Genomic DNA, 23280 nt, shown 5'->3' with positions numbered 1-23280 from the left:
AGGCATTTATGGAAGCGATCAAGGATTTTTTCGGTAGCCTCTTGCTGCTTGAGTTACTCAAGGGCATGAAGCTGACTGGCAAGTATTTTTTCAAGCGCAAGATTACGCTGCGATATCCTCAGGAAAAGACACCCATGTCACCGCGCTTTCGCGGTTTGCACGCTTTGCGTCGTTACCCCAACGGCGAAGAGCGTTGCATCGCCTGCAAACTCTGCGAAGCAGTGTGTCCGGCCATGGCCATTACGATTGAATCGGATCAGCGCGCGGACGGCACACGTCGCACGACTCGCTATGACATCGATCTCACGAAATGTATTTTTTGTGGCTTTTGCGAAGAGAGCTGCCCGGTGGATTCGATTGTCGAAACACATATCCATGAGTACCACGGTGAAAAACGTGGTGACTTGTATTTCACTAAAGACATGTTGCTGGCCGTAGGCGATCGTTACGAAGACGAAATCGCCCTCAATCGCGCCATCGATGCGCCTTATCGCTGATCGCCGGGGCAGAAAGAAATCATGTTTATCACTATTTTGTTTTATGTCCTTGCCATCGTGTTGGTGGTTGCGGCGTTTCGCGTGATTACGGCTTCGAGCCCGGTCACCGCTGTGCTGCATCTGATTTTGGCTTTTGCCAACGCAGCCATGATCTGGATGTTGCTGGGTGCCGAATTTCTCGGTTTGCTCCTCGTGCTCGTCTACGTCGGGGCCGTCATGGTGCTTTTCCTGTTCGTCGTGATGATGCTTGACGTGAAAATGGAAGAGTTGCGCGCAGGAATCAAAACCTACTTGCCAATGGGCCTACTGGTGGGTCTGATCATGGTGGTGGAGATGTCTTTTGTCCTGTCCACTTCATGGGGGCAGGTCGGGGCGGCCGCAGACATGGGTGATGACTACAACAACACTCGCGCGCTTGGTGAATTGATGTACACCGAGTATGCCTACGCAGTTGAGGTCGGTGCCGTACTTTTGTTGGTCGGCATGATCGCGGCCATTTCTTTGACACTACGCAAGCGCCGGGACGTCAAGTACAACGATCCCGCAGCATCTGTGCGCGTGCGCGCATCCGAGCGCGTCCGATTGGTTGACTTGCCCAGTCAGGAAGCTGTGAACGCCAAATCGGGAGACCAAGCATGATGACGTTGACACTTCCCCATTTTCTGGTGCTTGGCGCCATTTTGTTTGCGATCGGTGTCTTTGGAATCTTTCTGAATCGCCGTAATTTGATTGTTCTGCTGATGTCGGTCGAGCTGATGCTGCTCGCGGTCAACATGAACTTCGTCGCGTTTTCCACCTGGATGGGTGACGAAGCCGGTCAGGTGTTTGTGTTTTTTATCCTGACGGTGGCTGCCGCTGAGGCTGCGATTGGCCTGGCGATCCTGGTGCTGTTGTTCCGCAACCTCAGCACGATCAATGTTGACGAACTTGACCGCCTAAAGGGCTAATCGGGAATAGAAGAATATGTTTAGCTCACCTAGTCTCTATTTAGCCATCGCACTCGCTCCTTTGCTGGGTGCGGTTTTGGCAGGCCTGTTCGGTACGGGTTTCCTGGGTCGTCAAGTCGGACGACGCACCTCACACATGATCACCATTGCATTGGTCGCTTTTTCGGCCGTGGGTTCAGTGCTGGTCCTGCTCGATGTTCTCAATGGTTTGCGCTATGACGGCACGGTCTACACCTGGATGATGCTGGGTCAGGCCAAACTGGAAATCGGTTTTTTGATTGATCCGCTCTCAGCGCTAATGATGGTGGTCGTGACTTCCGTGTCGTTGATGGTCCACATCTACACCATCGGTTACATGGCTGAAGACCCCGGCTACCAGCGCTTCTTTGCCTATATTTCCCTGTTTACCTTCTCCATGCTGATGCTGGTGATGGCCAACAACATGGTTCAGCTGTTTTTCGGTTGGGAGGCGGTTGGCCTTGTGTCCTACCTGTTGATCGGTTTCTGGTACACCAAGCCCACCGCGATTTTTGCCAACATGAAAGCCTTCTTGGTGAACCGTGTCGGTGACTTCGGTTTTGTACTGGGCATTGGCTTGTTGTTCGCGTATGCAGGCACGATGCATTATGGCGAGGTGTTCAAGCAGGCTGGCGACTTGGCCAAAGAAACGTTGCCAGGTACCGACTGGATGCTGTTGACGGTCGCATGTATTTGTCTGTTTATTGGCGCAATGGGTAAATCAGCGCAGGTTCCGCTGCACGCCTGGTTGCCTGATTCGATGGAAGGCCCAACGCCAATCTCCGCACTGATTCACGCGGCGACCATGGTGACAGCGGGTATTTTCATGGTGGCCCGTTTTTCACCGATCTTTGAGTTGTCGGATGTTGCACTGTCCTTCATCATCATCATCGGTGCGATTGGCGCGCTCTTCCTGGGTATTCTGGGCATCATCCAGAATGACATCAAGCGGGTGGTCGCGTACTCGACGCTTTCACAGTTGGGGTATATGACAGTGGCATTGGGTGCCTCGGCATACTCAGTCGCGATTTTCCACCTGATGACTCACGCGTTCTTCAAGGCTCTCCTGTTCCTGGGCGCAGGCTCCGTCATCATCGGCATGCATCACGATCAGGACATCCGAAACATGGGTGGTTTGCGCAAGTACATGCCCATTACCTGGATCACCTTCCTGATTGGTACCCTAGCGCTAGTCGGCACACCTTTCTTTTCAGGCTTCTACTCCAAAGAGCACATCATCGAAGCGGCTGCCGCCTCTACAGTCTGGGGTGCGGGTTTCGCGCAATATGCAACGTTGATTGGAGTATTTGTCACCTCGTTGTATTCATTCCGTGTGTACTTCCTGGTGTTCCATGGCAAAGAGCGTTTTGACACCTCTGGCGATCATGGTCACGGCCATCACGATGCAGCGCACGGTCATGATGATCACGACCACGCCCATGATCATGGTCATCACGGCGGGACTCCACACGAGTCACCCTGGGTTGTGACCTTGCCTCTGGTGTTGTTGGCGATTCCCTCGATTTTCGCTGGCGCATGGTTGTGCGATACCTTGTTGTTCGGTGGCTACTTCAAGGATACGATCGTCGTTTTGGCCCAGCATCCTGCAATGGCAGCAATGGCTAAAACCTGGCATGGCTGGGTGGCTTATGGGTTGCACGCCTTTGTCACGGTTCCGTTCTGGCTGATGATCGCTGGCGCGGTGATCGCATGGTATTGCTATTTGATTAATCCTAAAGTTCCTGCCGCGATCCAGAGCAAGCTGAAAGGGATTAATTGCATCCTTGAGAACAAGTACTTTTTTGACTGGTTTTATGAGCAAGTGATGGCACGTGGCTCACGTGCCTTGGGTAAAGGTCTCTGGCAGCAAGCTGATCGTGGATTGATTGACGGCTTGCTGGTCAATGGTTCAGCCAAAGTGGTGGGAGTGATCGCCGCGATTACCAGACGCTTTCAGACCGGATTTATCTATCACTACGCATTTGCGATGATCATCGGCCTCATGGCGGCGATTACCTACATTATCTTTGGTACCAAATGATGGCGAGCGAGATGGCTTCTTTTTCTACTCCTTGGCTCACGCTTTCGATTTTTGTTCCGATCGTTTGCGGTCTGATTGTGTTGGCCCTGGGTCGCGACGACCGTCCAGGATTGACGCGTAGTCTTTCCCTGATCGGCGCCATTGTCAGTTTCCTGGTGACGATTCCGCTTTACCTGGGTTTTGACAGCTCAACGGCTGCGATGCAGTTTGTTGAGAAAACAATCTGGATTGAAGCCTTTGCCGTGTACTACCACCTGGGTGTGGACGGTATTTCCTTGTGGTTCGTCTTGCTCACTGCTTTCATTACGATCATTGTGGTCATGGCAGGCTGGGAAGTCATCACGTCACGCGTTTCGCAATACATGGCGGCTTTCCTGATTTTGTCGGGACTGATGATTGGTGTCTTTGCCGCACTCGACGGCCTGCTGTTCTACATTTTCTTCGAAGCCACCTTGATTCCGATGTACATCATCGTGGGTGTCTGGGGTGGACCGAACCGTGTCTACGCAGCATTCAAGTTCTTTCTGTATACGCTGTTGGGTTCGCTCTTGACCCTGGTTGCTTTCCTTTATCTTTGGAACGCTTCGGGCGGTTCATTTGATATCCTGACCTGGCATACGCTCCCACTCGATTCAACACCCCAGTTGTTCATATTTTTTGCTTTCCTGGCGGCCTTCGCTGTGAAAGTACCGATGTGGCCCGTGCATACCTGGTTGCCTGATGCGCACGTCGAGGCACCAACGGGTGGCTCGGTGGTCCTCGCAGCGATCATGCTCAAACTCGGTGCCTACGGATTCTTGCGTTTGTCATTACCAATCGTGCCTGACGCCGCTGCGAGCATGGCGGGCCTGATCATTGCGCTGTCGTTGATCGCGGTGATTTACATTGGCTTGGTGGCTCTGGTTCAGGATGACATGAAAAAGCTGGTGGCGTATTCGTCCATCGCGCACATGGGTTTCGTGACACTCGGTTTGTTTATGTTCAACACCGCAGGCGTCGAGGGTGCGATCGTCCAAATGGTGTCGCACGGTTTTGTCTCTGCAGCGATGTTCTTGTGTATCGGTGTGCTGTATGACCGCATGCACAGCCGTCAAATCGCCGATTATGGTGGCGTGGTCAACACGATGCCCAAGTTCGTGACATTCTTTGTCCTATTTTCGATGGCCAATGCGGGCTTGCCAGCGACCAGTGGGTTCGTGGGTGAGTTCATGGTCATCATGGGCGCGGTCGAATACAACTTCTGGATTGGTTTGCTGGCCGCCACTGCGCTCATTCTTGGTGCGGCGTACTCGCTCTGGATGGTCAAACGTGTCGCCTTCGGCGAAGTCGCGAATGACCATGTCAAGGATCTGCATGACCTGACTTCGCGGGAATTCCTGATCCTTGGCATCATGGCGATTGCCGTGATTTATATGGGTGTCTATCCCAAGCCCTTTACCGACGTGATGCACGTTTCGGTTGAGGCCCTGTTGCAACACGTGTCTATTTCAAAACTGTAAGCCTCGCCATGATGCAATCCCAATTCGATTTCGCCCTGGCCGCACCAGAAATTATCTTGCTGGTGCTGGGTATGGTCATTCTGGTACTGGACGCGTTTAGCCAGTCTCCGCGCCGCACGTTGGCCTATGGTTTGTCACTCCTGACGCTGGCAATTCTGACAGTGATCTCGCTCTGGCAGCTTGGCTCCGGACTGGTTGGAGAAACCTTTTCTGGTCTCTATGTGGCAGATCCTTTTGCCCATGTCCTGAAAATTGCTTCGTACATCGCTGTGGCATTGACCCTCGTGTATGGACGTGAATACGTACAGAGCCGCGATATGCTTCGAGGCGGTGAGTTTTACGTCCTCGTGTTGTTTGCCCTGCTTGGACAGATGGTGATGATCTCGGCAGGAAACTTCCTGACGATTTATCTCGGTCTCGAGTTGATGTCTCTGGCTTTGTATGCGCTGGTTGCGATGCGTCGTGATCATGCCCAATCCACCGAAGCCGCCATGAAGTATTTCGTGCTGGGTTCACTTGCGTCAGGTTTCATGCTGTATGGCATGTCCATGATGTATGGAGCAACGGGCAATCTGGATCTGAGAAATATCGCTGACGCAGTGGGATCCGGTCAGATTGACTATCTACCTTTGGCGTTTGGTGTGGTGTTTTTGGTCGCAGGCTTGGCCTTCAAGCTGGGCGCTGTGCCTTTCCATATGTGGGTGCCTGATGTTTATCAAGGTGCGCCCACTGCGGTCACGCTGGTTCTAGCTGCTGCGCCTAAGCTTGCTGTGTTTGCGATTGTGGTGCGTATGCTTGTCGTGGGCTTTGGCGAGCTGGCCGTTCACTGGCAACCAATGTTGCTGATATTGGGCGTGTTGTCGCTCGCGATCGGTAACCTGACCGCGATCATGCAAACCAACTTCAAACGCATGCTGGCGTATTCGACAATCTCCCATATGGGTTTTGTCATCTTGGGACTGGCCTCAGGCTCCCTGGACGGTGATATTCAGGCCAACACGTCGGCCTATGGTTCGGCTTTGTTCTATATGCTGACCTATGTCCTGACGACACTGGCGAGCTTTGGCTTGGTGATGTATTTGTCTCGCGAAGGATTTGAATGCGAGAACATTGATGACTTAAAAGGCCTCAACCGTCGCAGTCCATGGCTTGCCGCGATGATGCTGATTTTGATGTGTTCGTTGGCAGGTCTGCCCCCACTCGTCGGCTTTGATGCCAAGCTCTTGATTTTGCAGTCACTGCTCCAGTCAGACCGCCTGTGGCTTGCTGTGGTTGCGGTCATGTTCTCCCTGATCGGTGCGTTTTATTACCTGCGCGTCATCAAGGTTGTGTATTTCGATGAGCCCGCCGAGCCGGTGTCGAAAGTCCCGGCAATGGGCGTGCTGTCGAACGGTTTGATGCTGATCAACGGTTTACTGGTGCTGGTCTTGGGCCTGATGCCTGGCGCTTTGATTGCTTTGTGCTTGCAGGTCATGCACATCACGCTTTCATACTAAAAATAGTCAGGTTTTCCGCGGACTTGGTTGCCACCACGAAGGTTGTTGCTGATGAATCAAAGTGCCGCTGTCTGGTTGTTAATTGTGCTGGCCTGCGTGGCAGCGAACCTGCCTTTCATCAACGAAAGGCTGTTCGCTGTGATTCCGGTTCAGCGCTTTAACAACGGCATCAAACCATTCTGGGTGCGTGTGCTCGAACTGCTTGTCTGGTTCTGTGTCATTGGCCTACTTGGAATGCTATTCGAGCGCATGATTGGCAATGCCTTTGCGCAGCGCTGGGAGTTCTACGTGACTGCCCTGACATTATTTGTTGTGCTCGCCTTTCCAGGCTTTGTTGTGCGTTATTTACTCAAGCGATAGTCAGGGCGCCACGCAAATCTGCTGACCCTGATTACTCAAACCAGTTCAATACCCCATCGAGCCCTGCGACATTGAGCGCGTAGCGGGCTTGTGCGCGCACGACAGGTTTAGCGCGGTAGGCGACGGAGTAACCCGCGAGTCCAAGCATTTTGAGGTCGTTCGCACCATCGCCGATGGCGATGATTTGCTCAGGCATCGCGCCGAGTTCTTTTGCAAACTGAGAGAGCGTGTCTGCTTTGCCTTGCGCATCCAGAATCCTGCCTTGAACTTGACCTGTCAGAAGGCCCCCAGAGGTTTCAAGGACGTTTGCGTGCGCAGCGTCCAGATTCAGCAGGCTTTTGAGTTTTTCTGTAAAAAAGGTAAAGCCTCCGGAGACGAGCAAAATCTTCAGTCCTGCTTGTTGCGCAGTTTTGACAAGCTTCTCTGCGCCTGGGTTCAGGCGCAATTTTTGTTCGTAGACAGCCTGCAGCACTTCGGTCGAGAGCCCTTTGAGGAAAGCGACACGGCGTATGAGGCTTTCTGAAAAGTCCTTGATTTCTCCGCGCATCGCTGCCTCTGTGATGCTCGCGACCTGTTCCTTGACGCCACCGAATGCCGCAATCTCATCAATGCATTCGATGTTGATGAGGGTGGAGTCCATATCCATCGCTAAGATTTTGCAATCATTGAGTCGTGCGCCTGCCGTGATGTAGGCGGTATCGACATTGACGCGCTCGCCCCACAACCTGACTTCCTCGCGAATAGCCACATCGTCACTGACCCCCAAAATACGCGCTGCGGTTGTACCCAGACGCTGAACGCCAGAGGCTTCCGCGATCGCTGCGGCGTGTTCGATTAATTCTCCGGAAAGAGCTGGGGACTGAATAACGAGATGTTGAGTGGTCATGGAGGCGATATAGGTAAGCGCTGGATGAGATTAAAAGCTTAACGCATTAATGTAAGGCTCTGAGCACAGTCCGGGTGGCATCGAAACGTGCAGCGACATCAGCCGCCTTGATTTCAACTCGCAGCTTGTCTTGACCTGAGAACCGGATATGGCGTTGTTTTTGCACGAGTTCTATCAGTTTGAGCGGGTCGACAGGTGCGTTTTGTTTAAAGTGCAACACAATCTGCGTTTCGCTTGCATCGATTTTTTGCAGGCCCAACGGCAATCCGAGCAGTCTAAGCTTGTGCGTGGAAATCAGGGTGCGAGTCGGCTCGGGTAATTTGCCAAAGCGATCAATGAGTTCTTCTTGTATGGCGATCAGATCGTCGTCGTGGGTGGTGTTGGACAGGCGCTTGTAAATGGATAAACGGGCATGCACGTCGCCACAATAATCGGCAGGCAAGAGCGCTGGCGCGTGGAGATTCACCTCGCAGCCGGCGCTAAAGGGCGCATCCAGATCAGGCTCAACGCCAGCTTTCAGCGCTCTGACGGCCTCGTTCAGCATGTCGTTGTACATCGAAAAACCGATTTCCTGAATATTTCCAGACTGTGATTCGCCGAGCACTTCGCCTGTACCGCGGATTTCGAGGTCGTGCATGGCCAGGAAAAAGCCTGAACCGAGCTCCTCCATGGCCTGAATCGCTTCAAGACGTTTTTTGGCATTCTTGGTGATGGCATCCTCACCCGGTGTCATCAGGTAAGCATAGGCCTGATGATGCGAGCGTCCCACACGGCCGCGCAGCTGATGCAGCTGGGCCAGTCCGAAACGATCGGCGCGGTGGATGATGATGGTGTTCGCGCTCGGAACATCAATCCCGGTTTCAATAATCGTCGTGCACAACAAGACGTTGAAACGTTTTTGATAGAAGCCTTTCATGACCTGCTCGAGATCACGCTCGCCCATCTGGCCATGCGCGACCGCGATGCGTGCTTCGGGCACGAGCTCCTCCAGGCGGGCCCTGCGGTTATGAATCGTCTCGACCTCGTTATGTAAAAAGTAAGCCTGACCACCGCGTTTGAGTTCGCGTAGCAGCGCTTCACGCATCGTGCTGTTGTCCTCGCGACGCACAAAGGTTTTGATGGCGAGTCGTTTCTGAGGCGCCGTCGCGATCACGGAAAAGTCCCGGATACCCTCAAGAGACATCCCGAGCGTACGCGGAATTGGGGTGGCGGTAAGCGTCAGGACATCGACTTCTGCGCGCAAAGACTTGAGGGCCTCTTTCTGTCGAACGCCAAAGCGGTGCTCCTCGTCGATGATCACGAGTCCCAGACGTTTGAACTTCACATCCTTGGACAGAATTTTGTGCGTGCCAATCACAATATCCACCGTGCCGTCCGTAATCCCTTCGATCGCGGTTTTAACTTCTTTGGCGGAACGAAAACGTGATAACTCGACGACTTTGACGGGCCAGTCGGCGAAGCGATCAGCGAAGGTTTGCGCATGCTGTTCAGCCAGCAAGGTCGTGGGGCAGAGCAGGGCGACTTGCTTGCCGTTGGCGATCGCGAGAAACGCAGCCCGCAAGGCCACTTCGGTTTTGCCAAAGCCGACATCGCCGCAGACCAGACGATCCATCGGTCGACCTGAAGTCATGTCTTCGATCACGCATTGAATCGCTGCCGCCTGATCGGCAGTCTCGTCAAAACCGAAGCCCTCGGCAAACAGATCGTAGTCGGCAAGCGGCAGCTTAAAAGCAAAGCCTTGTCGAGCCGCGCGTTTCGCATAGAGATCTAACAGCTCGGCTGCGGTGTCGCGGACTTGTTGAGCGGCCTTGCGTCGTGCCTTGTCCCACTGACCGGAACCAAGTAGGTGCAGCGGAGCGGATTCAGAGTCTGTTCCGCTATAGCGCGCGATGACGTGCAGTTGAGAAACAGGCACATACAGCGTGGTCTTGTTGGCGTATTCGAGAAAGAGGAACTCCATCTCGCCCTCGCCCATGTCCAGATTGACGAGTCCATGGTAGCGACCAATGCCGTGCTGCGCATGGACAACGGGATCTCCTTCACGCAATTCGGAGAGATCGCGAACCATCGCTTCGACATTGCTGGCGCGTTCCTGGTCGCGTTTGCCGCGCCGAGCCGTGCCTCCATGACCTGGATACAGATCGTTTTCGGTCAGAAACAACAGGCCTTTGGTGTTGACAACAAAGCCTGTCGCAAGAGGGGCTACCGTGATGCCAAAATGCGCGTCACTTTCCAGAAAGTTTGCCACCGACTCTGTCTGGGCATCTGGAGATAAGCCGTGCTCGGCCAGCATTTGCACAATCGTTTCACGACGCCCGTGCGAGTCCGTGCACAGAATGATTCGCTGGATATTTCCATATTTACGCGCGCCACCCTGCGACTCGGCGCGCATCAGGAGCTCGCGGAATTTAGCGAGCGGATCTTCTGCTCTGCGCGAGATGCCGATATCAGGGGCCGCGTCAAAATCCGGATGTTTAGCATCCGTGGTCAGGGCGAGCCTGGGGAAGGTTTTGAGTTGCTCGAACAGTGCATCGCTACTCAGAAACAGCGCCTCGGGTGCCAGAACAGGTCGTTCCCGATCGCTTTTTAAAAAGTTATAGCGAGTCGCCGTGTCTTGAGTAAAGCGACGCATGGCGTCTTCGATATCTCCGAGTGTGACGATAATTGTTTCGGTCTTGAGATAGTCGAAAAGTGTCGCTGTGGTTTCAAAAAACAGGGGCAGGTAGTACTCGACACCTGCGAACGGGATCCCGTTGCCCATATCGCGATAAGGTAATGCGCGTGACGGATCACCTTCGAAAACCTCCCGGAACGCGGCGCGAAAGTGGTTGCGCGCGGCTTCGTCCATCGGGAATTCGCGACCAGGTAAGAGCTGGACTTGGTTGACCGGGTAAAGACTTCGTTGCGTATCAATGTCAAACGCGCGGATCGATTCGATTTCATCGTCAAATAAATCGATACGGTAGGGCACGACCGAGCCCATGGGAAAAAGATCGATCAGGCTGCCTCGGACACAAAACTCTCCGGGTGCGGTGACCTGAGAGACGTGCGCATAATTGGCAAGTGTCAGCTGTGTCCGTAGTGCATGCTCGTCAAGCTTGTCCTTTTGCTTGAACGAAAAGGTATAGGCTGCGAGAAAGCTGGGGGGAGCCAGTCGATAAAGCGCTGTCGTGATCGGGACGGTCAGGACATCGACTTCGCCCAGCATCAGGGCATGCAGCGTCCGCAGCCGCTCGGAAATCAGGTCTTGGTGGGGAGAAAAGCTGTCATAAGGCAGGGTTTCCCAGTCCGGCAAGGGACGCACCCTGAGCGAGGGCGCAAAAATCGGAATTTCCTCCGCTAGGCGCTGGGCTTCAAGAGGCTCGGCCGTCAAAATCACCAGGGTTTTGCCGCTGGCAGCAGCGAGTTCGGTAAAAAGCCATGCGTCCCCGGAGCCCGCAGGTCGTGGTTGCGCAAACCGCAGACCGGGTTTCAGCGAGGAGAGAAGGGTAGAGACAGATTGAGCAGCAGCCGACATTGACAGGTAATCGCAGGAGTGATCGCGCATGAAAAAGCGCAAATGATGCGCGACGAGACGATGTTTACGACACCGACGAAACCATTGATTATAAAATCAAGCGGATATGACGCCTTCAAAGCCCTCTTTTGACCCACCGTTTCGTGTAGTCGCCCTTGTTCCGGCCGCCGGTATTGGTGCGCGTGCGGTCGCGGCGGGGCAAGCCCAAACGCCCAAACAATATCGTCTGCTAGCGGGACAAGCCATGCTTAGGCATTCGGTTCAAGCTCTGCTGGCGGATCACCGAATCCAGGAAGTGCGCGTTGCGGTGGCACCCGGCGACCATGAGGCGGCTGGTGTGTTGTCAGGCTTGCCTCGGACGCAATGCTCGCCCTGCGGAGGCGCAACGCGCGCGCAAACTGTTTTAAACGCGCTGCGCGAGGCGCAACTGGCGCCGCATGACTGGGTGCTCGTTCATGATGCTGCGCGGCCTGGCCTGCCTGCAGAGGCGTTGAAACGGCTGATTGATGCATGCCTGGCCGATGGCGTGGGTGGTTTGCTCGCGATGCCTGCCGCCGACACGCTCAAAATGTCGCAGCCTCAGTCTGAAAAGGTTGATCGCACAGTTCCCAGGGAAGGACTTTGGCTGGCGCAAACTCCGCAGATGTTCAGGGCGGGCTTATTGCTCGAAGCCTTGACGCAAGCGATCACTGCGCCGACTCCTCCGACGGATGAAGCCCAGGCCATGGAAGCATTGGGATTTTCGCCTGTTCTGGTGAGGGGCTCAGGGAAAAATACCAAAATCACATGGCCTGAAGATTTTGAATGGGTGGAGTCCTGGATATGAATGATTTTTCTTTTCGAATTGGTCAGGGCTTTGATGTGCACGCGCTCGTGGAGGGCCGTCCTTTGATTTTGGGCGGTGTCACGATCGAGCATACGCACGGCTTGAAAGGACATTCGGACGCAGACGCTTTATTGCACGCGGTGACCGATGCGTTGTTAGGTGCTGCTGGACTTGGGGATATCGGACGTTTGTTTCCCGACACGGATCCCCAATACAAAGGGGCCGACAGCAGGGTCTTATTGAGAGAGGCCTATCGCAGGGTCTTGGCTTCGGGATGGCAGTTGGTCAACCTTGATGCGACGATCCACGCTCAGGCACCTAAAATCGGTCCTCACGCCCCTGCAATGGTGGCTCACCTCGCGAGTGACTTGGGTGTTCAAACGACAGAGATCAACATCAAAGCGAAAACCAACGAGGGGCTGGGTCATCTGGGTCGCCAGGAGGGTATCGCCGCCAACGCTGTCGTGTTGTTACGCAAGCGGTGATCAAGAATTATCCATCGCTTTGATCGGTGAAAATTTCAACCTGAGCCGTGAGTCCACCGCCCGGGCGAGCGCTGAAAGTCAGCACGCCATTCATGTGTTGCAAGAGTCGATCAACAATGGCGAGGCCGAGTCCGGTCCCGGAGGCACCCGTGCGGGCATAATTGCCTCTCCAGAAAGGCTTGCGCACGCGCTCGAGGTCATGCGCAGGGATGCCCGGACCGTGATCGGAAACTTTTATTTTGAGCGAGTGATTGCTGCCTTCGAGTCTCACTTCAAGCTCAGCGATACCTGACGGACTCAAGCCGTAACGTCTCGCGTTTTCGACAAGATTGGTGAGAACTCGGCGCAGATCGGTCGCCGAAATTTGTGCATACAAATTCGGGGTGATGTGGGAGGTGAGTGTGCCGCCTGCATGCCTGGTCAGGCAGCGTTCGCGTTCTGTCACTTCTGCCACCAATCTGGAAACATTGATCGCGCGTGGTGGCTCAGGATTAGCGGGACGTGCGTAGTCCATTAGTTGGGCAAGTGAGTGATCGATTTGCGCGAGATCCTGATCGATTGCCTGAAGACCGGATTCACCGATGTTGCTCAACTCGATTTCGAGTCTCATCCGGGTAAGTGGTGTACGCAGATCATGTGAGATGCCTGCCAGCATCAGTGCCCTGTCAGCATTGGCCTGATGGAGTTCACGCGCCATGCGGTTAAAGCTACTGTTGAGCGCGCGCAGTTCTCGTGCGCCTGTTTCGGGGAGCGGGGGTGGCGAGGTACCTTTGGATACGAGCTGCGCGGACCGGGCCAGTCGCGCAAGGGGTCGATTGATGTAAGACACGCCAATCGCCGCACCCATCAGGGAAAGTAAAAGCGCGGCCGCACCCCAGCTCAACCACTCGATCCCCCCAGTCAGGCGTATTTCGTGACGTTCAAAGGCGAGCCAATATGTTTCATTATTCAGTCTGAAACTGACCCAAAACCCTGGTACATCATTGACCGACCAAGCCAGCATCGTTTCTTCACCCAGTTGGGCGCGAACGAGTTTGGCGACACGCTGCCAGTAGCGTTCGTCCGGCAGTGGCTCGATCATGTCAAGACCGGTTCGTGCGTAAACATCCAAGCCCTCGCGTAGCGAGAGCGTTCGCAACAATTCCCTTCGTTCGACCTTCGGTGCGTATGTCAGTGCCGCCAGTGTCAGGTTGACTGAGGTGGCGATACGCTGACTCATTTGCGCAGCGCGCGGTCCCATTTCCAAGCTCAAGAAAATCAAGACCCATGCACCCAGGCTTGCGAGCATGAGTGCTGAGAGCAGGAGAAAACTGCGTGTAAAGAGATCGATTTGGGACAACTTGTTGGAGAGCCAAGACCAAACACGACCCACGCCAAGGAGCCACTGAAGTGTTTGTTGCCTGAATAGTTGTCTAAGTGCGTTAATTCCTGCCATCTGGGACAAAAACGTAACCCATGCCCCAGACCGTCTGGATAAAAGCGGGCTTTGCCGGATTGATTTCAAGAAGCTTGCGCAAACGCGAGATCTGCACATCCAGGCTGCGATCAAAGGCCTCGTATTCGCGCCCCCTTGCCAGCTCCATGAGCTTGTCACGTGAGAGCGGAATCTTAGGGTGGCGCGCGAAGACTTTGAGAACGGAAAATTCGCCTGTCGTAATGGGGACAATTTGTTGGTCGCGCGTCAGGCTGCGTGTGGCCAGATTCAGCGTGTAAGGTCCGAAATGAACGAGCTCGTTGTCCTGTCCGGGAGCGCCGGGGTGCTCCTCTGTGCTGCGTCGTCTCAGAACCGCATTGATGCGCGCGAGTAGTTCACGCGGATTGAAAGGCTTGGACAAATAATCGTCCGCACCCATTTCCAGACCGATAATGCGATCGATTTCCTCGGCTTTGGCCGTCAGCATGATGATGGGCGTCTGATCATGGTTCGCACGCAAGCGCCGGCATACAGACAAACCATCTTCGCCTGGCAACATCAGATCCAGTACGAGTAAATCAATGTGCTCTCGCTGCCAGATCTTATTCATTTCCCTAGCGTCTTCGGCGATCAGCACCTGGAAGCCTTGTTCAGAGAGGTATCGTCGTAATAAGTCACGTAATCTGGGATCGTCATCGACCACCAAAATTTTCCGTGTGCACTGAGTATGTAAAGTATTCATAAGCAAAAATTTAACCGTGGTCGATTCCGAGAGTGTGTGAATCTCACAGGGTTTTACAAACTCTGACATATGCTTAACAGCATGTAACAAAGTGTTTCAAAAGTTGAGGTTTAAAAATTGAGGTTCAAAAATTGAGGTTCAAAAATTGAGGTTCAAAAATTGAGGTTCAAAAATTGAGCGGCGGGTGGCGTATCAATGAACGGTTGACAGACCGGCGCGCATGAAAACCTGCTGGTTCATTACAATCAAGCTATGACAAGAATTCTGGCATTCGAAACCTCAACCTCCACAGGCACTGTTGCGCTTATTTCGGAGCGGGAGTCGCCTTGTGTGGTGACTCAACGCACGATCGAGGGAACGACTGGTCACGCCTCCGCCATACTCCCAATGGCGTACTCTATTTTAACCGAGCATAACCTAACTCAGAAAGATTTAACTGCAGTCGCCTTTGGACAGGGACCGGGAGCTTTTACCGGGGTGCGCGTCGCCTGTGGTGTTGCTCAAGGCATTGCGTTGGCGCTCGATATTCCGGTGATCCAGATCGGGGCGCTGCCAGCCGTGGCACTCCAGGCCGCCTCCCGTCATCCCGATTCTTTGCTCTACGTCGCTTTGGATGCGCGCATGGAGGAGGTTTATTTTGGCGTGTATGCCCGGTCTGCTGCCGCTGAGCTGGTTGTCGTTCAGCCACCTGTTTTGCTGGCGGCTGCGGATGTGCTGTTATATGCCGAACAGCGCCAGCATGTATGGCGTGACCGTTTTCCGGGCGTTTCGTCTGTCGCCTTGGTGGGAGAGGGCTGGAGTGTCGTGCAAAACCACCTTGCCGCTAAGCTTTTGCCCGCTCACTGGATCGTGGATGATCTTCAGGCGCGTCCCAATGCCGGTGCCGTAGCGACTCTCGCATTACAGGCCTGGAAAGACGGTCAAACATTTTTACCGGAGCATGCTGCGCCGCTTTACCTGCGGGACAAAGTTGCGTTTACAACTCTGGAGCGTGCACGCGGCGACGGGGGCAATCCGCGGGCACAGCCTCCCGGTGCGGCAGCCTTGCTACCTATGCTCCGCGCTGACTTATCGGAAGTGGTTGCCCTTGAGGCGGCGGTACAGTCGTTTCCCTGGACACTTAAGAACTTTGAGGATGCACTCGAGGCGGGTTATGAGGCTTGGGTGTTGCGCACGGAGGATGGGTTAAAAGGGTTCGCCATTACGATGTTGGCGCCTGATGTTGCACACCTGCTCGTGATCGCTGTGGCGCGTGATGCGCAGCGTCGTGGCTATGGACATCAATTGCTCGAACACACGACGCGTTTAGCCCGCTCCGCAGGAACAGAAGGGATTGTGCTCGAGGTGCGGCCTTCAAACGCATCAGCCCTGGCGTTTTATCGGAGCGAGGGTTTTGTCCAGATTGGTGTCAGACGGGATTACTATCCCGCTGCAAAGGGTCTGCGAGAAGATGCTTTGATTCTGAAAAAGAGTTTTGACCACTGATGACAACACCTCAACCGCCTGCGCTTCAATACTCTGCCTTGCAGCTTGCCTGGCTGCAGGAGCTCGGCATTGAAAAGCCATGGTTGCCGAGTGAACAACCTCCCGCAAGCAAAGAAATCGCAGTTGTCATAAAACAAGTTCGGACGCCTGCAGCAACAGACACTGTGCCTCCAGCCGCTGTGATGCAGCCAGCTGCGCGATTGCCCAGTGCCAACAAAAATCGCAGCCCGGCTCCAGCCCCGGTCAGTTCAACTTCAGAGCAAACAAAGGTCGATACTCAGCCTCTCGCAGCGGCTGCGATGGACATGCATGCTCTGGCCGAGACAATTTCTGCATGTCAGGCCTGTGGTCTGTGTCGAGAGCGTCAACAGGCAGTGATAGGCGAGGGGGTCATGCAGCCCGCCATCATGGTGATTGGCCAAGCGCCTGATGATCTCGAAGATCGCGCGGGCAAACCTTTTGTGGATCGTTCGGGCTTAATGCTCGACAACATGCTGATGGCGATCAAGAGTAGCCGGACACAGAATGTCTATGTGAGCAATATCGTGAAATGCCGTCCGCCAGGCAATCGAAATCCCAAGCCCGCCGAGCTGGCTTCCTGCAAACCATATCTATTGCGTCAGATCGAGCTTGTGCGGCCGTTCAGCATATTAGCCGTGGGCCGCGCGGCGCAATCCCTGCTTGAGACGGATCAACCACTTGATCAACTTCGTCAGAAAACCCACACATTCGAGGTGGCGGGTCAAAAGATCCCTCTGATCGTGACCAGCCACCCAGTCAATTTGTTAAATCATCCTTCCGAGAAAGCGGCTGTTTGGCAGGACCTGCAACTCGTCAAAACAGTATCGGGTCTCTGAAGCGGCTCTTTGAATCGGTTCTCTGAATCGGCTCTCAAAACCTGCGCTCGGAGCATTGAGCTCAAAGCGCCTTGCCATGCCCCTCCTGACCGATCTCATCAAGGAGTTGGGGTTGCTGAGTCAAGTTACTGCGGTTCCACCGGATCATGACAATCATGAGCGATGCGACCAGTCCGCCAAAAATCCAGATGATGATGTCAATGGACAGGTTGAGCCACAACAATAACGTGTAAACCGCAACCATCAGCAAAATGTTGAGTTGTTCATTGAAGTTTTGCACGGCAATTGAGTGCCCGGCGGACAGCAGCACGTGACCCCGGTGTTGAAGCAGGGCGTTCATGGGCACGACAAACATGCCCGAGGTCAGTCCAATCAACATCAGGAGTACGTATGCGACCCAGGGAAGCTGAGTGCCCATGATCTCAATGCTCATCGAGCTGTTCACAAAAGGCATCAACATGACGATGAAGCCCATACCGACTCCCAGGGGCAACACGCGCAGCGCTTTTGGCAATGGGACTCTTCCAGCCAAAATCGAGCCTCCGATCGTGCCCAGAGCGGTAATGCCCATCAAGATCGAGGCTTGATCCAACCGGTAACCCAAATGGCTTTTGCCCCATTCGATGACAATTAACTGAAGTGTGGCGCCAGCCCCCCAAAACAGGGTGGTGACACCCAGAGAGATTTGTCCCAGTTTGTCATTCCAGAGAATCCGGACATAGCCTGCGAAGGTTTGAATGAGTTTGACTGGATTTTTGTTTTGTTTGGGGTAGACAACGTTGGTGCTGGGAATCAGAAGGTTACAAGTGGCCGCGGCGATATAGACAAAAGCGATCATTAAAATCGCGGCTTCTGCGGGTGTGTCCACCAATTGGCTGATCCAGGCGTGACTCAGTAGCCAAGAGGACACGGTGGGTGACACCAACACGCCCCCAAGGACAGTACCCATGATGATGGACAGGATGGTCAGCCCCTCAATCCAGCTATTTCCTTTGACAAGCTGCAGGGGGTGAAGCATTTCGGTGACGATGCCGTATTTAGCGGGGGAGTAGGCGGCGGCGCCGATGCCGACCAGGGCGTAAGCCGCGCAGACCAGAGCGACTTGACCGTCCTGAGCCAGTCCGAACATTGCGTAGGAAAACATCAGCAGGCATCCGCTCACCTTGATGGCGTTTGTCAGGAACATGACGCGACCCTTGGGGAACGAGTCGGCGACGGCGCCTACAAAGGCTGCCAACAGGACGTAAGAGGCGGCAAACCACCACTTCATCATCGGCGCCATCCAGTCAGGACCGTGAAGCTCCTGAATGAGTGCGATTGCAGCGATAAATAATGCGTTATCCGCCAGCGAGGACAATGCCTGCGCAGCCATGACGGTAAAAAAGCCTCGATTCAAGATGGTTTCCCAAAAAAATGAACGCTCGCCACAATGCGGCATTCCCGATAATAAAAGAATGAGGGATTCCCCTCGGTCATATCCCTCTGAGCTGTATTCAAACTCATCCAGGCAAGTTGCAGGAAGGTCCGATTTTTCCTCCGGCTGCGTTATGATCTTGGGGATTACATCCTAGATTGTGCCGATATTGTGCGTCTAACCCAGATCAAACTAGCGGGATTCAAGTCCTTCGTCGATCCGACCGTCATTCCCACCCCCAGCCAGCTTGTGGGCGTCGTGGGGCCGAACGGCTGTGGCAAATCCAACATCATCGATGCCGTGCGCTGGGTGATGGGCGAAAGCCGCGCGTCTGAGTTGCGCGGCGAGTCCATGCAGGACGTGATTTTTAGTGGTTCCGGGCAGCGCAAGCCTTCGGCGCGGGCTTCGGTCGAACTCGTCTTTGACAACAGTGACGGACGGGCAGTGGGGCAGTGGGCAACCTATGCCGAAATTGCCGTGCGGCGCGTGCTGACACGTGACGGTACGAGTAGCTATTTCATCAATAACCAGCAAGTCCGTCGTCGCGACGTCAACGACATTTTCCTGGGTACCGGTTTGGGTGCGCGTGGTTACGCCATCATCGGTCAGGGCATGATCAACCGTCTGATCGAGGCCAAACCCGAAGAGCTTCGGGTGTACCTCGAAGAAGCCGCTGGGGTGTCCCGTTACAAAGAGCGTCGCCGCGAAACCGAAAATCGCCTGTCTGACACCCGGGAAAATCTTGTCCGCGTGGATGATATTTTGCGAGAACTGACGACTCAGTTGGAAAAGCTCGAGTCGCAGGCCGAAGTCGCGCGCGAATACCGGGCCTTGCAGGCTGAGGGGGAAGGCAAGCAAAACGCCTTGTGGTTCCTCAAGGAAGCGGCGGCTCACGAAGAGCGCGCGCGTACCCAGCAAGAAATTGAACGGGCCCAGACCGAGCTTGAGGCCTCGATGGCGGGACTGCGCGCAAGCGAGGCTGCGCTTGAAGCACGACGCCAGGCTCACTACGCCGCGGGTGATGCCGTGCATGCGGCTCAGGGTCTTCTTTACGAGTCCAACGCCAAGGTCAGTAGCCTTGAAGCAGAAATTCGCCATGTAGTGGAGTCGCGTAATCGCGTGCAAACACGGCGTGCGCAACTTCAGGTGCAGATGACCGAATGGGATTCCCAAAAAGAACACTGCGTATTGCAGATTCAAGAGGGTGAAGAAGAACTGATGACAAGCGCCGCGCGTGCAGAACAAGCGCGCGAGCTTGCTCAGGCTGCACAAGAGGGCTTGCCAGATATTGAGGCACGCGTGCGACAGGCAGCTGCGCAACGCGAGGAAATGCGTGCGACCCTTGCGCGTGTTGAGCAAAGTCTTGCCTTGGTGGCACAGACCCAGCGCGATTCGGATCGCCAGTTGCAGACGCTTGAAATGCGTCGCGAGCGTCTTGAGCAAGAGTTAAAAGGTGTCGAGGCGCCTGATGTCGAGGCGCTGGAGCGTCTGACAGGTGACAAGCTTGTTGCCGAAGAGTCGCTCGAAGAAGCGCAAGGTGCGCTGGCTGAGCTCGAAGACAAACTCCCTGAAGCCGAGGCGCGTCGTGCGCAGGCTCAGCAGCAGGCGCAGTCCGAGGCCGAGGCTCTGGCGCGTCTGGATGCGCGTCTCACGGCGTTGGTCAGACTGCAAGAGGATGTGCAGAAAAAAGGCAGTCTTGAACCTTGGCTCGCCAAGCACGAGCTGACCTCTCTGGCGCGCCTCTGGCAAAAACTGCACGTTGAGCCGGGTTGGGAAACTGCGCTCGAGGCCGTATTGAACGAGCGCATGACGGGTTTGGAGGTGCGCAATCTGGACTGGGCGCGCGCCTTTGCAAGTGATGCTCCACCCGCGCGTTTGGCTTTTTATCAATTGCCTCCCGCAGCACCCGTCGCGCCCGCGCCCGCAGGTCTGAATCCATTGTCCTCCGTGCTGCGTATCACGGATCCTGAGTTGCGAACCTTGTTGCAAGGCTGGCTCGGGAATGTCTATATTGCCAAAGATGTCACCGAGGCACTTGCATCACGTTCGACCTTGCCGCTCGGTGCGATGTTGGTGGTCCAAGGTGGTCATCTGGTGGACGCCAACAGCGTGCGCTTTTACGCCCCTGACTCGGAGCAGGCCGGTTTGCTTGCTCGACAACAGGAAATTGAAAATCTTCAGCGGGAGATCAAAGCGCATCAGTTGATCGCTGACAACTCTCGCTCTGCCGTGGCGCAAGCTGAGTCCGCTTGGCAGCAGGTGTCCCAGGCATTGCCGCCCGCGCGTCAGCGTGTCGCCGAGATCACGCGTCGTTTGCATGATTTGCAGCTTGAGCATACGCGTCTGCAGCAGCAAGTTGAACAAACCCGTGAACGCTCCGGTCGTCTTGAACAAGATATCGCCGAGGTGATTTCCCAGCAAGAAGAACTCACCGCGGCCAAGCTCGAAGCAGAGGCGCGCTTCGAAGAACTCGATGCAGAACTGGGTGTTCTGCAAGAACAATACTCAGAAGCCGAAATGGCGGGAGAGGCACTCTCAGAAGAAGCCGAAACCGCACGCAACCGTTTGCGCGATCAAGAGCGTGGTGCTCAAGAAGCGGAGTTTGCCGAGCGTGGCATTCGCGCGCGAATCGCCGAATTACAGCGTAATTTGCAGCTTGCAACCGAGCAAGCCACGCGTGCCCAGCAAGAATTGCTCTCGTTAGAATCTGAGCTCTCCACTCTGGACGCAGCAGCGGCTGAAGCCGGTCTGCAAGAAGCGCTGGAAATACGCGCTGAACGCGAAGAAACACTGGGTCGCGCGCGCATTGAAATGGATACCCTCGCGGCGCAACTGCGTGAAGCCGACGAAGAGCGTATGACGATCGAGCGGTCTCTGGAGCCCCGTCGTGAACGAATCATGCAGCTTCAGCTGCAAGAACAAGCCGCCCGCCTGGCGACTGAGCAGTTCGCTGAGCAACTCAATGAAAGACAGGTTGATCGAGCCGCGGTGCAGACCTTTTTGGCGGAGCAGCCCGATGAATGGCAACGTCCTGCCTGGCTGCAGTCCGAAGTGCAACGCATTACTAAAAAAATTGAAAGCCTGGGTTCCGTTAACCTGGCCGCGCTCGACGAGCTCACGGCTTCGCGCGAACGCAAGAGTTATCTTGATGCGCAATATCAGGATTTGCAAACTGCGATCGAAACGCTTGAGGATGCCATTCGCAAGATTGACCGCGAAACACGCGACCTCTTGCAGACGACTTTTAATGAGGTCAATGGACATTTCGGCGAACTCTTTCCCAAATTGTTCGGGGGGGGCGAGGCCCGCCTGATCATGACGGGCGATGAAATCCTGGATGCCGGTGTACAGGTCATGGCGCAGCCACCAGGCAAACGCAACACTTCCATCCATTTGCTCTCGGGTGGCGAAAAAGCCTTGACTGCGACCGCGTTGGTGTTTGCCTTGTTCAAGCTCAATCCGGCTCCATTCTGTCTGCTTGATGAGGTGGACGCTCCGCTCGATGATGCCAACACCGAGCGTTACGCCAATCTCGTGAGTAATATGGCTGACCACACGCAGTTTTTGTTTATTTCACATAATAAGATCGCTATGCAAATGGCTCGCCAGCTCGTTGGCGTGACAATGCAGGAACAGGGCGTATCGCGTATTGTGGCCGTTGATATTGAATCCGCATTGCAGCTCGCTGCCGAAGCTGCATGATCACCGAGGCAACACATGAGTGAGTTGCAAATCTATCTGATAGTGATTGGCGCAGCGATCATCGTATTGCTGCTGGGTTTTAACTGGTTTCAAGATCGGCGCGTCAGACGTCGCATGCAGGCGCAAATGCCTGTGATCGAGCAAGACCCATTGCTTGGGGATGCTCTGGCGCCAGGCGAAATCAGGCGAGAGCCAGGTCTTGGCGGTGCGACAGCAACGGGTGTCTCGGTGGGTGGTGATGCCTTGAGCTTGAGTGCCGAACATCCAGAAGCGGCGGCAGATGAGCAAGGTCCGGATCCTTCGACTGAAGTGGTGATTGAGATTACGTTTCAGGGACCGATGCTGGGTGAAGATCTCGCACTCCTGCTGCAACCTTTGCGCAGTGCGGGTCGCAAGGCGGTCCGTATTTTTGCGCAGGATACCGAAGGGCAGCTCGATGCCCGTTTGCGCGCGGATGGTCAATATGTCTCGGTGCATCTGGCAGTCTTGCTTGCGAATCGTAGTGGCGCGTTGTCAGCGATTGAGTGGTCGCAAATCTGGAATCGTGCGCAGGCGCTGGCGGATCAGCTTGAAGCCAGTATCGAAGGACCTGATCAGCAGTTTGTCCTGGATGCCGCCTCATGTCTGGACGATACCTGTGCGGCCTTGGATACACAGGTCGGATTGACTTTACTGCTAGGTAGCATGCGTCCGGTTTCCGAGGTCACAAGCGCCGCGCAAAGTATGGGATTTGTGCCCTACAACGGTGGACTCGTCTGGTTGGGCGATTACGGCCTGGTTTGTTTCACTCTGTCACGCGCGGACGCGGAGTCCTTGGACGCCGGGATGGCGAGTGTCGATCGTTTGTCGCTTTTGCTGGACGTGCCCTGTAGTCCAGTCGACACGCGGGCCTTTGGCAAAATGGCAGAGGTGGGCTTTGAGTTGGCCAGGCGCGTCGGCGGAGAGTTGGTGGATGATCAGCTGCGACCCTTGCAGCAAGGCGCCGATGTGGCGATTGATGACAAACTCAAGACCCTGTATGCACAACTCGAAAAGGCAGGTTTTGCGGCGGGGAGCCCTCGCGCAAGACGTGTTTTTGCTTAAAGCTGGCTGTT

Annotated in this window: 18 protein-coding genes; 13 read left to right on the top strand and 5 right to left on the bottom strand. The window is 54.9% G+C overall.

From position 1 onward, the window contains the following. Nucleotides 1-8 precede the first annotated feature (8 nt). From nuoI to QWY30_RS06720, 7 genes are read left to right on the top strand one after another with little or no spacing between them, the layout of a single operon-like run. On the top strand, nucleotides 9-497 hold the full coding sequence (gene nuoI / locus QWY30_RS06750; protein WP_290239420.1) for an NADH-quinone oxidoreductase subunit NuoI: 489 nt from the start codon (nucleotides 9-11) through the stop codon (nucleotides 495-497). Nucleotides 498-515: 18 nt separating this feature from the next. Beyond that, nucleotides 516-1136, top strand: coding sequence for an NADH-quinone oxidoreductase subunit J (locus QWY30_RS06745; RefSeq protein WP_290239545.1), 621 nt, complete (start codon nucleotides 516-518; stop codon nucleotides 1134-1136). Next, nucleotides 1136-1444 (top strand): NADH-quinone oxidoreductase subunit NuoK, encoded by a 309-nt coding sequence (gene nuoK, locus QWY30_RS06740; protein WP_290195856.1) that lies wholly within the window; start codon nucleotides 1136-1138, stop codon nucleotides 1442-1444. The genes QWY30_RS06745 and nuoK overlap by 1 nt, the downstream gene beginning before the upstream one ends. A 16-nt stretch (nucleotides 1445-1460) precedes the next feature. Further along, nucleotides 1461-3503: an NADH-quinone oxidoreductase subunit L gene (nuoL, locus tag QWY30_RS06735; protein ID WP_290239418.1), complete on the top strand. Its 2043-nt coding sequence runs from the start codon at nucleotides 1461-1463 to the stop codon at nucleotides 3501-3503. After that, complete coding sequence (locus QWY30_RS06730; protein WP_290239416.1) at nucleotides 3500-5002, top strand: NADH-quinone oxidoreductase subunit M; 1503 nt, start codon at nucleotides 3500-3502, stop codon at nucleotides 5000-5002. The genes nuoL and QWY30_RS06730 overlap by 4 nt, the downstream gene beginning before the upstream one ends. A gap of 8 nt (nucleotides 5003-5010) precedes the next feature. Next, a complete protein-coding gene (nuoN, locus tag QWY30_RS06725; RefSeq protein ID WP_290239414.1) occupies nucleotides 5011-6498 on the top strand; it encodes an NADH-quinone oxidoreductase subunit NuoN in 1488 nt (495 codons plus the stop codon). A gap of 51 nt (nucleotides 6499-6549) precedes the next feature. Next, nucleotides 6550-6858, top strand: coding sequence for a DUF2818 family protein (locus QWY30_RS06720; protein ID WP_290239412.1), 309 nt, complete (start codon nucleotides 6550-6552; stop codon nucleotides 6856-6858). Between the two features lie 31 nt (nucleotides 6859-6889). Here the strand turns inward: QWY30_RS06720 and serB are convergent, their stop codons facing one another. Further along, entirely contained in the window at nucleotides 6890-7744 is an 855-nt protein-coding gene (serB, locus tag QWY30_RS06715) for a phosphoserine phosphatase SerB (RefSeq protein WP_290239410.1), read from the bottom strand. Between the two features lie 46 nt (nucleotides 7745-7790). Further along, the gene (gene mfd / locus QWY30_RS06710; protein ID WP_290239543.1) at nucleotides 7791-11261 is read right to left on the bottom strand and encodes a transcription-repair coupling factor; all 3471 of its coding nucleotides are present in this window, start codon (nucleotides 11259-11261) and stop codon (nucleotides 7791-7793) included. A gap of 106 nt (nucleotides 11262-11367) precedes the next feature. Between mfd and ispD the strand changes: the two genes are divergently transcribed. Together ispD and ispF are read left to right on the top strand one after the other, a co-directional pair. Further along, nucleotides 11368-12087 carry a 2-C-methyl-D-erythritol 4-phosphate cytidylyltransferase gene (gene ispD, locus QWY30_RS06705; protein WP_290239409.1) on the top strand — a complete coding sequence of 240 codons (720 nt, stop codon included), beginning with the start codon at nucleotides 11368-11370 and terminating at the stop codon, nucleotides 12085-12087. Next, complete coding sequence (ispF, locus tag QWY30_RS06700; protein WP_290239407.1) at nucleotides 12084-12572, top strand: 2-C-methyl-D-erythritol 2,4-cyclodiphosphate synthase; 489 nt, start codon at nucleotides 12084-12086, stop codon at nucleotides 12570-12572. The genes ispD and ispF overlap by 4 nt, the downstream gene beginning before the upstream one ends. Nucleotides 12573-12579: 7 nt before the next feature. On the opposite strand, the gene QWY30_RS06695 is transcribed toward ispF, so the two are convergent. Together QWY30_RS06695 and ompR are read right to left on the bottom strand one after the other, a co-directional pair. Then, complete coding sequence (locus QWY30_RS06695; RefSeq protein WP_290239405.1) at nucleotides 12580-14007, bottom strand: ATP-binding protein; 1428 nt, start codon at nucleotides 14005-14007, stop codon at nucleotides 12580-12582. Continuing rightward, a complete protein-coding gene (gene ompR / locus QWY30_RS06690; protein WP_290239402.1) occupies nucleotides 13994-14728 on the bottom strand; it encodes an osmolarity response regulator transcription factor OmpR in 735 nt (244 codons plus the stop codon). Before ompR ends, QWY30_RS06695 begins: the two co-directional genes overlap by 14 nt. A gap of 252 nt (nucleotides 14729-14980) precedes the next feature. Here ompR and tsaB point away from each other — a divergent pair, with 252 nt between their 5' ends. Continuing rightward, nucleotides 14981-16213 (top strand): tRNA (adenosine(37)-N6)-threonylcarbamoyltransferase complex dimerization subunit type 1 TsaB, encoded by a 1233-nt coding sequence (gene tsaB, locus QWY30_RS06685; RefSeq protein WP_290239400.1) that lies wholly within the window; start codon nucleotides 14981-14983, stop codon nucleotides 16211-16213. Beyond that, on the top strand, nucleotides 16213-17070 hold the full coding sequence (locus QWY30_RS06680; protein WP_290239398.1) for a uracil-DNA glycosylase: 858 nt from the start codon (nucleotides 16213-16215) through the stop codon (nucleotides 17068-17070). Before tsaB ends, QWY30_RS06680 begins: the two co-directional genes overlap by 1 nt. Nucleotides 17071-17131: 61 nt before the next feature. Here the strand turns inward: QWY30_RS06680 and lplT are convergent, their stop codons facing one another. Next, nucleotides 17132-18466 carry a lysophospholipid transporter LplT gene (gene lplT / locus QWY30_RS06675; protein ID WP_290239396.1) on the bottom strand — a complete coding sequence of 445 codons (1335 nt, stop codon included), beginning with the start codon at nucleotides 18464-18466 and terminating at the stop codon, nucleotides 17132-17134. Between the two features lie 189 nt (nucleotides 18467-18655). Here lplT and smc point away from each other — a divergent pair, with 189 nt between their 5' ends. After that, the gene (gene smc / locus QWY30_RS06670) at nucleotides 18656-22186 is read left to right on the top strand and encodes a chromosome segregation protein SMC (protein WP_290239395.1); all 3531 of its coding nucleotides are present in this window, start codon (nucleotides 18656-18658) and stop codon (nucleotides 22184-22186) included. A 15-nt stretch (nucleotides 22187-22201) separates the two neighbouring features. Then, nucleotides 22202-23269, top strand: coding sequence for a cell division protein ZipA C-terminal FtsZ-binding domain-containing protein (locus QWY30_RS06665; protein ID WP_290239393.1), 1068 nt, complete (start codon nucleotides 22202-22204; stop codon nucleotides 23267-23269). Nucleotides 23270-23280: the final 11 nt, after the last annotated feature.

It is taken from the genome of Zwartia panacis (assembly GCF_030410395.1).
Lineage (GTDB): Bacteria > Pseudomonadota > Gammaproteobacteria > Burkholderiales > Burkholderiaceae_B > Zwartia > Zwartia panacis.
This window is presented reverse-complemented; position numbering and strand designations above follow the sequence as displayed.